This window comes from Pantoea rodasii, from assembly GCF_002095465.1.
GTDB classification, from domain to species: Bacteria; Pseudomonadota; Gammaproteobacteria; order Enterobacterales; family Enterobacteriaceae; genus Pantoea; species Pantoea rodasii.
Window position 1 is genome coordinate 259,609 of the sequence record NZ_MLFP01000004.1, and the last position, 13,859, is coordinate 273,467.

Genomic DNA, 13,859 nt, shown 5'->3' on the forward strand with positions numbered 1-13,859 from the left:
TCAGGATCCCAGCGTTGCGCCACCGTCGACCACAATATCCTGCAGCACTACGTGGCTGGCAAGATCCGAGGCGAGGAACAGGACGTTGTTCACGATCTCTTGCGGCTTAGCGATCTTCCGTAGTGGGATCCCGAGCTTGTACTGATCCGGGAAGCCGTTGATCATCTCTTGCTCGGCTTCCGGCGTGTGCCACAGGCTGCGTTGCATGTCGGTATCGGTTGAGCCCGGCGAAACGATGTTGCAGCGCACGCCCAGCGGCGCCATTTCCAGGCCGACGGTCAGGCACAGGCTGCGCAGTGCGGCTTTGGAGGCACCATAAGCAGACATGCCGAGACGTGGCGCGTGTGCCGCGTTAGAAGCGATAGTGACAATCGCACCGGCGCGCTGCTGGCGGAACACCGGCAGCGTCTGCTGGAACATATTGAATGCGCCACCGGCGTTGACCGCCAGGCACGCCTGCCAGTCTTCGAACGCGAGTTCTTCAGTGCTGCCAACGCGCAGGATCCCCGCGCCATTGATCAGCACATCCAGACGCGGCTGCTCTGCCAGCAGACGCTGACACACTGCTTTCACTTCCGCCGCATTCGCAACATCCATCACCTGAGTGGCAAACGGATAGTCGGTCTGTTCAAAACGCAGATCGAAGCCGATCACCTGTGCGCCGGCCTGATGGAATGCCAGTGCAGTATGGAAACCAATGCCTTTACCCGCGCCGGTTACCCAGGCGATCTTTCCGCTAAAGTCGAAAGAAGCACTCATTTGGCTGGCGTCCGTGACAGCAGTGCCCACCAGCCATCGATGCTGGGATTTTTCGCCAGGCTAATGAAATCGATATCGTTGTGCACCTGGCGCCAGCGCGCCGCCAGCGCCATCACGCGCACGGAATCCAGACCGTAATCGATCAGGTTTTCATCATCTTCCGGCACATCATCATCTTCCAGCAGCGGCAGAATCAGCGCTCGCAGATCGTCTTTGCTCAGCGGGAGCGGCATCAGATCGGCGGTCATCACCACTTTGCCGCTGCGGCCAGCGGTGTAGGTCAGTGCCATCATGTGCTCTTCACGGCTGAAGTCGGCCAGCGCATCTGCCACCATGAATGGCTGGATATTACGCATAAAAGCGTCAGTGGCTGTAGTCAGGCAGCCGATATGAGCATAAACGCCGGTGATGATCAGCTGATCGCGGCCCATCTCTTGCAGGATCGATTCCAGCGGCGAGCGCACAAAGGCGCTGTAACGCCATTTGGTTAATACCTGATCGTCCTGATCTGGCGCCAACGCATCCACGATCTTCTGTTGATCCGGATGCTTATTCAGGCCCGGTCCCCACATGTCGTTGAGCAGTGCGCGATCGGCATCGCTTTGCTCGTTAGGCTGTGCGGTATAAAACACCGGAATGCCCTGTGCTTTGCAGTAGGCGCGCAGGCGGGCAATGTTCTCCACAACCTGATCGATCAGCGGACTGTTCTCGCCCCAGAAATTCAGGAAATAAGCTTGCATATCATGGATCAGCAGGGCAGCACGCTGCGGCTCTACGGTCCATTTGACCTTGTTGGTCGGCAGTTCAGTGGCGGCAGGCAGCGCGTAAGAATTCAGTTTTGGAATAGCCATTACAATCTCCGGAACAGGTTCAGGCTTGCGCTTGTTGGTCAGCAAGCTGTTGGCGTAAACGTTTTTTGTCCACCTTGCCAACCGGGGTCAGCGGCAGGGCATCTACGCAGGTAATACGATCGGGTAATTTAAACTCGGCGACACCGAGTTCTCGCAGATGGCGACGCAGTGCCACCGCTTTGATCGGCTGGCTGGCGACAATAAAGGCGCAGCTCTTTTCGCCCATCAGTTCATCATTCATCGACACCAGCGCGGCGTGGATCACATCCGGATGGCGCTGCAGCAGATTCTCGATCTCTTCTGCGGCGATCTTCTCGCCGCCACGGTTGATCTGATCCTTCTCGCGGCCTTGCACGGTGATGTAACCCTGCGGATTGATCTCAATCAGATCGCCGGAGCAATAGAAGCCGTTGGCATCAAAGCTGGTAGCGTTGTGTTCCGGGCTTTTGTAGTAGCCACGGAAGGTGTACGGACCGCGTGTCATCAGGCGACCCACCGTGCCGTGCGGCAACGCATTGCCGTGTTCATCCGCCACCCAGACTTCGTCATCGTCAGAAATCGGTCGGCCTTGGGTGGTCAGAACGATTTTCTCGTCATCGCCAAAACGGGTGTAGTTCACCAGACCTTCAGCCATGCCGAACACCTGCTGCAGCTGGCAGCCAATTTCGCTCTGGATGCGTGCCGCCAGCGTTTCGCCGAGCTTCGCACCACCGACCTGGATGCGTTGCAGCGAAGCCAGCTGTTTGTTGCTGCCCCATTCCTGAATCGCCTGCAGCCACAGACTTACCGCTGGCGGCACCAGACCGGTATCAGTGACCTGATGCTTCTCAATCAGCGGGAAGCACAGCGTGGCGCTGGGATCGGCGGCAAGAATCACCTGGCCACCGGCATAAAATACGCCGAGTGAACCCGGTGAGCTCATGGCGAAGTTATGCGGTGCGGGCAGGGCAATCAGATAGCGCGTGTCAGCCGTGACTTCACAAATCTCATCACTGGCGCGAATACTGTAGTAGTAATCGTTATGCGTGCGTGGGATCAGTTTCGGCGTACCGGTGCTGCCACCGGAGAGCTGGAAAAACGCCACTTCATCGGCAGCAGTTGGTGTTGGCTGGTAATCGCCTGCCGCTTCAGCCATCAACGCTTCAAGGGTGTTTTCTTTATCACCGTCATTGCGCAGAATGACCTGCTGCAGTGACGGTTGAGCGGCACAGAGCGCACCGATGAAGGTGTCATCGGCAAACAACGCGTGGCTACGATCGGCAATCAGCAGCTTTGGCTCAATCTGCGCGGCGTAGGCGGTCAGCTCGGTGCGTTGATGACTGTACAACGCGAATACCGACGCCACGCCGAGTTTAAACAGCGCGAAGACCGTGACGTAAAACTCCGCCACGTTGCCGAGCTGCACTAACGCGGTATCACCCTGTTGCAGGCCACGGCGCTGCAGGGCAGCCGCGAGATTGTCGGTTAACCGATCCAACTCGCGATAGCTGATGTGGCGATCGCCGTCGATCACCGCAATCGCTTCATTCTCTTTGTGGCGCGCGAGGATATCGGTCATTGGCACATCGAGCCAGTAGCCTTTTTCGCGGTAGCGTGCGGCTAAATCGTCCGGCCAGCGGTTATAGGGAATGCTCATGCTCTTTCCTTTATTGCAGTCCAAAAGCGCGCAACATGGTATCCAGCTTCACGCCGGTTTCGCGCCATTCTGATTCAGGTTGGGAGTCAGCCACGATGCCCGCCCCGGCAAACAGTCGCACGCGGGCGCCTTGCACGGTGCCGCAGCGGATCGTCACGACCCATTCGCCGTTGCCTTCACTGTCGCACCAGCCAACAATGCCGCCAAATAGCTGACGATCAAACGGTTCCAACTGCTTAATCAACTGCTGTGCCTGCTGATGCGGGAAGCCACTTAATGCCGGCGTTGGATGCAGCAGGCAGGCCAGCGACAGGGCATTTTCGTGCTCATCCTGTACTTCGCCATCGATTTGCGTTGCCAGATGCCACAGTGTGGCGGTGGTGATCAGCGTGGGCACCGTCGGAACCGATAATAACCGGCTACGGGGTTGCAGCGTGGCGCGCATCGCATCCGTCACCAACTGATGTTCATGACGATCTTTGCTGGAGTCCATCAGCGTATTGCCCGCCGCCTGATCTTGTTGGCTGTCGTGGTGATCACGTCGCGCCGAGCCCGCCAGCGGGCAAGAACTGAAATCACGCCCCTGTTTACGCAGCATCAACTCCGGGCTGGCACCCACCAGTGCGCCGCCCTGTGGCAGCGGCAGATGGAAGTGATAGCTATTCGGGTTCTGCGCAATCACGCGCTGCATCAGCGCGGCGGTATCAACAGGCTGCTCGGTGGCGATATCCATCAGCCGTGACAGCACGACTTTGTCGAGATCGCCACGCTGCGTTGCCGCAACAGCATCCGCCACCATTTGGGTAAAGACATCGTGATCCGGTACCGCTGTACGACGGCGTACCTGAGGCAGTTCGCTCAAGGCAGGCGGCAACGCATTTTGTAAATCGGCACGGTTAAAGGTCTGATAAGATTCAGGAATAAATAGCGCAGCCGGTTGGCTGACGTCAAAGGGTATCGCGCCGACCAGAATCGGATTGTTGATGCCCTGTTTTTTGCCGCAGCAAAATGCTGACGAAGTTGTTGTTGGAAATTGCCCTGTAACGCCGCAGCATCATCCACTGGCGCGGTGATGGTGGTGTAACAGCCTTGTGTGGACAGGCTGCGCCACGGTGAGGTAAAGAGGAATCCACGGCAGAGCGCGGAAAAATCCGTCAGTGAGGCATTTTCAAACGTGGAAGATTCCACCATAATTTTCACCTATAAATGATAAGATTATTAAGAATGATTATCATTTTTATTATGGGCCTGTAACCTACGTCGATTGGACAAAAGAGTCAATCCATTCGCGGGATTTCCCGCATGATTAGGCGTAATCGGAAGGTGACGTCGAGCCGTGCAATAAGCTAAAAGGTGGACCAAAACTTATGAATAAATGCGGTTTATTGGGCCTGACAGCCCTGTTGTTTATTTTCCAGACTTTCACAGGGCTCGCGCAGGCTGAACAGGGATGGCCACGCACGGTAGAAGGGGCGAATGGTCCAATTACCTTAAATAAAGCCCCGCAGCGTATTGTCTCGACCAGCGTGACCTTAACGGGATCGCTGCTGGCGATTGATGCGCCGGTTGTTGCATCGGGCGCGACAGCGCCGAACAGTCTCCTGGCCAACGATCAAGGGTTCTTCCGTCAGTGGGGCGATGTGGCAAAGCAGCGCCAGCTTAAACGTCTCTATATTGGTGAACCCAGTGCAGAAGCGGTGGCGGCAGAAGCGCCGGATTTGATTCTGGTGAGCGCCACGGGGAATGACTCTGCGATCAAACTTGCCAGCCAGCTTTCCGCCATCGCGCCGACGCTGATAGTGAATTACGACGACAAAAGCTGGCAGGATGTGGTGACGCTGCTGGGCCAGGCAACCGGCCACGAAGCGCAGGCCGCACAGCGGGTGAAAGCTTTTGACGATCGTGAAGCGGCGTTGAAGAAAGCTATCACTCTGCCGCCGCAGCCGGTATCAGCGATGGTGTGGAACGGCGATGGGCGTGCCGTCAACGTGTGGACTACCGAATCGGCTCAGGGAAAATTGCTGGAGCAGCTTGGCTTTATGCTCGCCACGCCGCCCGCCAGCGTGCAGCAGGGCCACAGCATGGGACAGCGTAAAGACATTATTCAGCTGTCGGGTGAGAACGTCGCGAGCGGTTTAACCGGTAAAACCTTCCTGCTGTTTGCGGCTGACGATAAAACCACGCAGTCGGTGATGGGCAATCCGTTCCTCGCGCAAAACGCGGCGGTTAAGGATAAGCAGGTGTTCCCGCTTGGCGTCGATTCGTTCCGTCTGGATTACTACAGCGCCAGTAATCTGCTGGCGCGTCTGGAAAAACTGTTCGTTAAATCATGATACCTGCTCCGCCAGCTCAGGGGCTGGCGGCGCATAACGACGTAAACGACCCATCACCCACCACATCACAATGCCTAACAGCGCTGCCGCAAAACCAAACGCGGCGGCGGCCTGTGGCGGCAATAACCACGATCCCATGGCACCAATCATCGCCGCACCAATCGCATCCCCGGTGACATTTTGCGCCGTCCATAAGCCGTTGATGCGGCCCAGCAAATGGTCAGGCGTCAGCAGTTGAATCATTGCGTACTGCACCAAACTGTTAATGGCGCTGAAATAGCCAAACGCCACCAGACACAGCAGTGCCAGCGGCAGGTTGGGCATCAGGCTGAATAATCCCAGTGCAATAAAGGCGGCGACCGCGCTGCCCAGCACCAGCTGTCCCGGTCGGGCTGCGTGCTTCAGTTTGCCGCTGGTAAAGGCACCTATCGCGGCACCCAGCGGCACAGCTGCGTAAAGCATGCCAAGCTGGTTAGCACTCACTGACCAATGCGGTGCAAGGGCGGGATAGAGCACGCGAATCGCGCTGGCTAACGTGACCAGCGCGCCTATCAGAGCCACCATACCGACAATCGGGCTGGCAAACAGGAACTGCACCCCGGCAGCCAGCGACTTCAGCGGATGTTCACGCGGCTGAGGCGGTGGCGGCAGCTGCGGTAATTTCAGCAACGTCAGCACGGTAATCAGCGTGCCAAACGCGGTTAGACCGTAGTTCCACACTACGCTACCGTGCGCAATCACCAGTCCTGCAATGGCTGGCGAAAGGATGGAGCCAAAGCGCACCGTCAGCATGGTGATGGCACCGGCCTGCATAATGTTTTCGCGACCCACCAGCGCCGGCGTCGCGGCAAGCAGCGCGGTGACGCCAATCGCGCCAAAGAAGCCATCCCAGAATCCCAGCAGATAAACCGCGATCAGTGAGGGTTGCGGCAGCGCGGCATTGATTGCCAGCGCAATAAAGCCCAATCCACAGGTCGAGCGGGCAATCAGAATCAGCTTTTTGCGTTCGTAGCGATCGGCTAACACGCCGCCGGTGAGCAGACCGATAAACATACCGGATGCAGCCAGCGTGACGGCCAATCCCACCAGCAGCGGGGATTGTGTCATCTGCTGAATCTGCACCGGCACCGCCACGGCGAGCATACCGAGGGCAACAATCGAGATGAAACGGGCAATAAATACCGCGCGAAACGCCGCATGGGTTTTCAGCAGGGAGAGATCGATAAAGTGGGAAGATTTGTTCATTTGTTCGCCTTTTGCACCAATTTTCCTCATCGTCCGCGAGGCGAGTCATGGTAACATAGGCAAACGCGAGTAATAACGATAACCATTATCAAATTGCGTTGCGCATGCGACGACGTTGAACAGTGAAGGTTTAGAACGATGCGCCAGATCCGTGCATTAGCAGGCTCAGGGATTCTGCTCTTGCTCCTCATTGCGCTCAGCTTGATGCTGGGGGCAAAATCGATACCCATTTCCGATGTTTATCATTCTCTTACCTCAAGCTGCAGCAGCGCTGAGTGCGTGATTGTGCGTGATGCTCGCCTGCCGCGCACCCTGGCAGGTCTGCTTGCGGGTGTCGCCCTCGGATTAGCGGGCGCGCTGATGCAGAGCCTGACGCGCAATCCGCTGGCCGATCCGGGCATTCTCGGCGTCAATGCGGGTGCCGGGTTTGCGGTGGTGATCGGCATTGCGCTGTTTGGCGCGGATTCTCCTCTCGACTGGCTCGGCTTCGCGTTTGCCGGTGCACTGCTGGCGTCATTGCTGGTGGCGATGACGGGCGCGATTGGCGGCGGGCGAGTCAATCCGGTACGTCTGACGTTGGCCGGCGTGGCGTTGGGCGCGGTGCTGGATGGCCTGACGTCTGGCCTGTCACTGCTCAATCCCGATATTTACGATCATCTGCGTTTCTGGCACAGCGGCTCGCTGGATATTCGCAATTTCACCGCATTGCGTACGCTGTTCCCGGCCGTGCTGATCGGCAGCGGAGTGGCGCTTTATTTGTCGCAGGCGTTGAACAGTTTAAGCATGGGCGGCGATATGGCGACTGCGCTGGGCACGCGCGTTGGTCGCACGCAACTGCTGGGACTGCTGGCGATTGCGTTGCTGTGTGGTGCGGCGACCGCTGCGGTGGGGCCAATTGCTTTTATCGGGCTGATGACGCCGCATTTTGCACGCTGGATGGTCGGCAACGATCACCGCTGGATGCTGCCTGCCACGGCGCTCATTACCCCGATTCTGCTGCTGGCAGCGGATATTCTGGGACGACTGCTGGTAGCGGGTGAACTGCGCGTCTCCATCGTCACGGCGATGTTGGGTGCGCCGGTACTGATCGTGCTGGTACGCCGCAAGCTTGGGCGAGGTGCATTATGACGCGTCGAGTCGGATTTCATACCACGTGGCTGCTGTTTGGGTGCGCGCTGCTGGCGTATCTGGCGATGACGCGAGGCGCATTGCCGATTGGGGCTGAGCAGTTTTGGCAGGTGCTGGCGGGAAACGGGGCCAGCAACGTCAAACTCATCGTTCTGGAGTGGCGACTGCCGCGTGTGCTGATGGCGCTGCTGATTGGCGCTGCGCTCGGCATAAGCGGGGCGATTTTCCAGTCACTGCTGCGCAACCCGCTCGGTAGCCCGGATATTCTTGGTTTCAATACTGGCGCTTACAGTGGCGTGCTGGTGGCGCTGGTGCTGTTTAATCAGGGGATCGCTGCGATGACCGGTGCGGCGTTGGTCGGCGGTATCGGCACCGCAGCGCTGGTGTATCTCTTTGCCTGGCGTAACGGGGTTGAAACCTTCCGCCTGATTATTGTCGGCATTAGCGTGCGCGCGTTGCTGATGGCGCTGAATGCCTGGCTGATCATCAGTGCTTCGCTGGAATCCGCGCTCAGCGCCGGATTGTGGAGTGCCGGGTCGCTTAACGGTATCACCTGGGCGAAAACGCCGCCGGTAATTGGGGTATTGCTGCTGTCACTGCTGATGATGGCGCTGCTAACACGACGGATGCGTTTGCTGGAGATGGGTGATGATACCGCCAGCGCGCTCGGTGTGCCGGTGGAGCGTAGTCGGCTGTTGCTGATGCTGATTGGCGTAGTATTGACTGCGGCGTCAACCGCGCTGGTGGGGCCGATTTCCTTTGTGGCGCTGCTGGCACCGCAGATCGCGCGTCGACTCGGCGGCGGTGAAAAAGGCGCGCTGCTGCTGGCGGCGCTGTGTGGCGCTCTGTTATTGATTGCTGCCGATTTTGCCGCGCAGCATCTGTTCCTGCCTTATCAATTACCGGTTGGCGTCATTACCGTCAGCTCGGTGGACTTTATCTGATTGCGTTACTGGTGCGGGAGGCGCGACGCCAATGATCGATATCCCTTCACGGCTATATGGCGAAGGTCTGACGCTCGGCTACGACAAAAAAGTGGTGGCAGAAAATCTGTCGGTGGCGATCCCAGAAGGTGAGCTGACGGTGATTATCGGCCCGAACGCCTGCGGTAAATCCACTTTGCTGCGCACCCTAAGCCGTCTTAACACCCCGCTGAAAGGCGAGGTGTATCTGGATGGTGAAGCGATAGCGCGTTACCCGACCAAAGAGGTGGCGCGTCGACTTGGGCTGCTGCCGCAGAGTTCCAACGCACCGGCGGGCATCAGCGTTACCGAGTTGGTGGCGCGTGGGCGTTATCCGCATCAAGCGCTGTTTGGCCGCTGGCGCAGCGAAGATGAAGAGGCAGTGCAAAGCGCGATGCGGGCAACCGGCGTGGCGGATTTGGCACAGCAGCCGGTGGATACCTTATCTGGCGGTCAGCGGCAGCGCGTATGGATTGCCATGGTGCTGGCGCAGCAAACCCCGCTGTTGTTGCTGGATGAGCCGACCACCTGGCTGGATATCACCCATCAGATTGAGCTGCTGGAATTGATGCAAGAGTTGAATCAGCAACATGGTCGCACGCTGGTGGTGGTGCTGCACGACCTCAACCACGCCTGTCGTTATGCCACGCATTTGATTGCCATGCGTCACGGTAAGATTATCGCTGAAGGCAAGCCCGCAGATATTGTCACACCCGCGTTGATTGAACAGGTGTACGGCTTGCGCTGCGTGATTGTAGAAGATCCGGTGGCGCACACGCCAATGATCGTGCCGCTGGGGAGAGGAAAGTAAGCGGTCTGGCTGCACAAAGCATGTTATAGCGGGAATCTGAATGCTGCGACCGGCACACTACAGTGGAGCATCGTGTCGAGAGGCCTGAACGCAGCGCCCTGCACATGGCAGGCAGGTTGATTGCAGTGAGGCTTCATCTCAGCGCCCTGTACAAGGCAGATAAGTTTATCGCCGGGAGGTCCTTCGACCTCCCGGAAATCGGCTGACGTTAGCCTAATATCTGCTGCAACAGCGGGCCAATCTGCTCAAACATCTGCGGCGAAATAATCTCCACGTGTGCACAATCCATCGGCCATACCTCTAACTCACCGACATACGGTGCCCAGGCGCGACGCGCATCCTGACCGGGCTGCTGCGTCTGCTCGGCGAGGAACAGCGTGGCGCGACCGTTGAAACGCGCACTGCGCGCGGTGGCCAGCAGGCGCACTGAACTGGCGTAGTTGGCTTCGATGGTATCGAACATCGCGCGCATCTCTTCGCCTGCCTGATGGCGCTGGGCGGCGATAAACTGTTCGCGCTCGCGATTCACCTCTTCCAGCACCGCCGGATCCAGCACATTCTCACCGCGCTTCTCGTCCCAGTTCTGCGTTTCCGGCGGCCAGGTATCGAGCAGGCCGAGGAAGGCCACTTCTTCACCTGCTGCTTCCAGCCGCGCCGCAATGCCCTGCGCCAGCGTGCCGCCCAGCGAATAGCCGAGGAAGAAATACGGCCCGTGCGGCTGCACTTCACGCAGCGTTTGCAGGTGCGCGTCACAGACATCGTCGAGATGCGCGCTTTGATTCAGCGGGCTCTGGGTATCGGGCGACTGAATGCCCACCAGCGACCAGCGCTGGTTGAGATAGCGTTGCAGAATGCTGAACTGCCAGGCAAAACCTGATGCCGGATGGAAGCAAAACAGCGTGGGGCCATTGCCCTGACGCAGCGGCAGTACGGCTTCAAAACCTGCCTGCTGATGCGATTGTGTATCGCTCAGCAACCGGGCGAGTTTTTCTACCGTTGAAGCCACCATAATCTGCCCGACCGAAACCGGCTGTTGCAGTTCGCGGCGCAGCTGGGCGGCTAAGCGCATCGCCAGCAGTGAGTGACCACCGAGGGCGAAGAAATCATCCTGCGCGCTGATGCTGTCGCGTGTTAATAGCTGGCAGAAAGCCTGTGCCAGCTGCGTTTCCAGACCGGGATGCGGTTCGCGTCCCATGCTGTCAGCCGCATTTTGCGGCAGCGGTAAGGCTTTACGATCCAGCTTGCCGTTGCTGCTCAGCGGGAAGGCATCGAGTTGCACAATCGCCACCGGCACCATATGTGCAGGCAGGCGTTGCGCCAGCGCGTCACGCAGCGCGTCACCATCGACAGCGTGCTCTGCGATGACGTAACCCACCAGCTGACGCGCATCACCGCCTTGTGCTGCGGCACCGCCGAGCACGACAGCATGCGTTACCGCCTGCTCAATGCCAGGCTGAGCGCTCATCACATGATCGATTTCGTTGAGTTCGATGCGTTGGCCACGGATCTTCAGCTGATCGTCGCTGCGTCCAAGATATTCCACCGCGCCGTTATCCAGCCAGCGCGCCACGTCACCGGTCAGATACATGCGCTCGCCAGCGGCAAAAGGATCGGCGATAAAGCGGCTGGCGGTGAGATCCGGACGGCCAAGATAGCCGTGCGCCAGCTGTATGCCGGTTAAGTAAAGATCGCCCGCCACGCCAAGTGGCACCGGCTGCATACGCGCATCAAGAATGCGTAATCCGGTATTCCATACCGGGAAACCAATCGGCACGCTGGCCCCTTCAACGGCTGCCAAAGCTTCGCCAAACGCCGGATACCAGCTGACATCCACTGCCGCTTCGGTCGGGCCGTAAAGATTGTGCAGCGGCACCTGCGTCAACGTCTCCCATTCACGCGACAGATCGGTCGGCAGCGCTTCACCACTGCAGAAGACGTTGCGTAAGCTGCCACAGCAGGCAATCGCTGGCTCACTGTCCAGCGCCGCGACAAAGGCGGCCAGCATCGAAGGGACGAAGTGCGTGGTGGTCACTTTGTAACGCGCAAACAGCTGCTGAAGGGCTTCCGGATCGCGGTGCGCTTCCGGCGGTGCCATCACCAGTTGCGCGCCTACCAGCAGCGGCCAGAAGAATTCCCACACTGACACATCGAAGCTGCTCGGGGTTTTCTGCAATACCACGTCATCGGCTTGCAGCGGATAGCGATCCTGCATCCACAACAGGCGGTTAACGATCGCCTCATGACCGACCAGCACGCCTTTTGGACGTCCGGTAGATCCTGAGGTGTAGATGATGTAAGCGCCATCCTGCGGTGTCGGCGCGCTGGCGGGTTGCGGGGCGTCTGGCGCGGTGTAAAGCGCATCAAAGTGCAGCTGCTTAACAGAGTCGATAGCGCTAAAGCGAGCGCTCAATTCCGCTGAGGTGATCAGCGTTTTGGGGGCGGCATCTTCCAGCATCAGCTGCAAACGTTCGTCGGGGTAGCCGGTATCCAGCGGCAGATACGCTGCGCCAAGCGACACAATCGCCTGCAATGCCAGCGAGAGCTGTACCGAACGCGGCAATGCCACCGCAACGATATCGCCACGCTGTACGCCAGCCGCACTGAGATCCGCTGCGAGGGCATACAGTTGCTGCTGCATTTCACGGTAGCTTAACTGGTGTGTGGCATCAGTCAGCGCCGGGGCATCGGGAGTGCGCGCGACCTGCTGTGCTAACAATGATGCGAGGGTTTCTGCCGGGATAGGATGTGCGGTCTGGTTGATAGCGGCAATTTGCACGTGCTCTTCTGCGGTTAACAGATCCAGTTCACCTAACGCCCGCAGCGGTTGTTCCGCCAGCTGATCCAACAGCAGAGCAAAACGGCTGGCGTGGCGCATTAGCGTGGATTCGCTATAGCGCTCGGCATTCGCCAGCAACTCCAGCGTCAACTCACCCTGTTCGCTGATGTAGATAGCGATTTCCAGATCGCGCACCGGACCGGATGCCAGCTGATGGGTTATGCCTTCAACGCCGGCAAAATCGAGCTGATAATCAAACATCTTCAGGTTAATGACCGGGCCGTAAAGCGGATCGCCATCGCCTAAGCGACCGAGATCGCGCTGCACCTGTTCCGCGTCATAACGCTGGTGGCGGCGCATTTTCTTCACTTCACCTGCCAGCTGGGCAGCAAGCGCACTTAGCGGCTGGGTGGGATCGTAATGCACGGCCATCGGCAGCACGTTGATCACCGGACCGGTGGCGCACAGCGCGGCGGATCCGATACGGCGCATAAAGATAAAACCAGCGGCAAAATCGTTTTGTCCGCTGAGTCGCGCCAGCCATAGCGCCACCAGCGCAAACGCCAGATCGGCGGCGCTGGATTGAGGATGCTGATTGACCAGCTTTTGGAAGGTGCTGCGATCGAGCGTCACGCTGTGGCGCAGCAGATCGGTGGTGGCACTTTGCCCGGCCAGCGGCAGCGGTGACAGAGACGCCGGGGCGGGCAGGGCTGCACCTTTTTCACGCCAGAAGTCTCCATCGCGTGTAAACGCAGTGGACTCCTGATAGCGCTGATACTCTTCCACCACTTCACTGAACGGAATAAACGGCGTCGGCCCGGCATCCTGCTGCTGCACGGCTGCCGTGTAAAGGTTGGCGATGCGCCGAGTGATGGCGGTAAAGCTGAAGCCATCCACCACTAAATGATGATAACGCTGATACCAGAACCAGTGTTGATCGCCAATACGATACAGCGTGTGATGCCATAATGGGGCTCCGCTCAGCACGCGCAAATCACCGCTCATGTCTTCACGCATTAACGCGCGGGCTTTGGCAGCCGCATCGATCTCATCGCGTAAGTCCACGATGTTGGCGGCGCTAAACGTCTGCGGCCGCAGCCACTGCAGCGCTTCGCCTTCAACTTCGTCAAACGCCATATTCAGGGTGTCGGCTTCCTGCATGCCGGCCACAATGGCTTGCGCCAGCAGGTCGCTGTTAATCGCGCCACGCAATTCGACAAAGTGTGCCACCGCATAAGCGTTGTGATGCTGGGTCAGCTGGTCGGCAATCCAGATGCCGGGCTGGGCTGCCACTAAAGGCAAGGTGTGTTGGTCGGTCATGGTTTTGTTCATCAGAGATTCAGACATCTGTGCTCCGG

The 13,859-nt window shown here is 58.6% G+C and carries 8 protein-coding genes and 2 pseudogenes; 4 read left to right on the forward strand and 6 right to left on the reverse strand.

Translation table 11 applies throughout. The features are described from left to right. The 4 genes and pseudogenes from dhbA to HA45_RS07685 form a co-directional block, all read right to left on the reverse strand. The gene (gene dhbA, locus HA45_RS07670) at positions 1–759 is read right to left on the reverse strand and encodes a 2,3-dihydro-2,3-dihydroxybenzoate dehydrogenase (RefSeq protein ID WP_100704419.1); all 759 of its coding nucleotides are present in this window, start codon (positions 757–759) and stop codon (positions 1–3) included. Next, positions 756–1,610 carry an isochorismatase family protein gene (locus tag HA45_RS07675; protein ID WP_100704420.1) on the reverse strand — a complete coding sequence of 285 codons (855 nt, stop codon included), beginning with the start codon at positions 1,608–1,610 and terminating at the stop codon, positions 756–758. The genes dhbA and HA45_RS07675 overlap by 4 nt, the downstream gene beginning before the upstream one ends. Before the next feature lie 19 nt (positions 1,611–1,629). After that, a complete protein-coding gene (locus HA45_RS07680) occupies positions 1,630–3,246 on the reverse strand; it encodes a (2,3-dihydroxybenzoyl)adenylate synthase (RefSeq protein WP_100704421.1) in 1,617 nt (538 codons plus the stop codon). Positions 3,247–3,256: 10 nt separating this feature from the next. Continuing rightward, a pseudogene (locus HA45_RS07685) lies at positions 3,257–4,437 on the reverse strand (isochorismate synthase). A 176-nt stretch (positions 4,438–4,613) separates the two neighbouring features. Between HA45_RS07685 and fepB the strand changes: the two are divergent. Further along, on the forward strand, positions 4,614–5,579 hold the full coding sequence (fepB, locus tag HA45_RS07690; RefSeq protein ID WP_100704423.1) for a Fe2+-enterobactin ABC transporter substrate-binding protein: 966 nt from the start codon (positions 4,614–4,616) through the stop codon (positions 5,577–5,579). On the opposite strand, the gene entS is transcribed toward fepB, so the two are convergent. Further along, entirely contained in the window at positions 5,574–6,824 is a 1,251-nt protein-coding gene (gene entS / locus HA45_RS07695) for an enterobactin transporter EntS (protein ID WP_100704683.1), read from the reverse strand. The two genes, fepB and entS, sit on opposite strands and share 6 nt — an antisense overlap. Before the next feature lie 138 nt (positions 6,825–6,962). Here entS and fepD point away from each other — a divergent pair, with 138 nt between their 5' ends. The 3 genes and pseudogenes from fepD to HA45_RS07710 all read left to right on the forward strand — a co-directional run bounded on the left by fepD (position 6,963) and on the right by HA45_RS07710 (position 9,725). Next, entirely contained in the window at positions 6,963–7,952 is a 990-nt protein-coding gene (fepD, locus tag HA45_RS07700; protein ID WP_100704424.1) for a Fe(3+)-siderophore ABC transporter permease, read from the forward strand. Further along, positions 7,949–8,931 (forward strand): annotated as a pseudogene (fepG, locus tag HA45_RS07705) (iron-enterobactin ABC transporter permease). Before fepD ends, fepG begins: the two are co-directional and overlap by 4 nt. Beyond that, a complete protein-coding gene (locus HA45_RS07710; protein WP_100704426.1) occupies positions 8,928–9,725 on the forward strand; it encodes an ATP-binding cassette domain-containing protein in 798 nt (265 codons plus the stop codon). The pseudogene fepG and the gene HA45_RS07710 overlap by 4 nt, the downstream one beginning before the upstream one ends. A 208-nt stretch (positions 9,726–9,933) precedes the next feature. Here HA45_RS07710 and HA45_RS07715 read toward each other — a convergent pair whose 3' ends face one another. Continuing rightward, on the reverse strand, positions 9,934–13,848 hold the full coding sequence (locus tag HA45_RS07715; RefSeq protein ID WP_100704427.1) for an enterobactin synthase subunit F: 3,915 nt from the start codon (positions 13,846–13,848) through the stop codon (positions 9,934–9,936). Positions 13,849–13,859 lie beyond the last annotated feature (11 nt).

What these genes read in the sequence shown, in the direction of transcription:
- dhbA (WP_100704419.1), bottom strand. Translation starts at nt 759, where the DNA reads ATGAGTGCTTCTTTCGACTTTAGCGGAAAGATCGCCTGGGTAACCGGC.
- HA45_RS07675 (WP_100704420.1), bottom strand. Translation starts at nt 1,610, where the DNA reads ATGGCTATTCCAAAACTGAATTCTTACGCGCTGCCTGCCGCCACTGAA.
- HA45_RS07680 (WP_100704421.1), bottom strand. Translation starts at nt 3,246, where the DNA reads ATGAGCATTCCCTATAACCGCTGGCCGGACGATTTAGCCGCACGCTAC.
- fepB (WP_100704423.1), top strand. Translation starts at nt 4,614, where the DNA reads ATGAATAAATGCGGTTTATTGGGCCTGACAGCCCTGTTGTTTATTTTC.
- entS (WP_100704683.1), bottom strand. Translation starts at nt 6,824, where the DNA reads ATGAACAAATCTTCCCACTTTATCGATCTCTCCCTGCTGAAAACCCAT.
- fepD (WP_100704424.1), top strand. Translation starts at nt 6,963, where the DNA reads ATGCGCCAGATCCGTGCATTAGCAGGCTCAGGGATTCTGCTCTTGCTC.
- HA45_RS07710 (WP_100704426.1), top strand. Translation starts at nt 8,928, where the DNA reads ATGATCGATATCCCTTCACGGCTATATGGCGAAGGTCTGACGCTCGGC.
- HA45_RS07715 (WP_100704427.1), bottom strand. Translation starts at nt 13,848, where the DNA reads ATGTCTGAATCTCTGATGAACAAAACCATGACCGACCAACACACCTTG.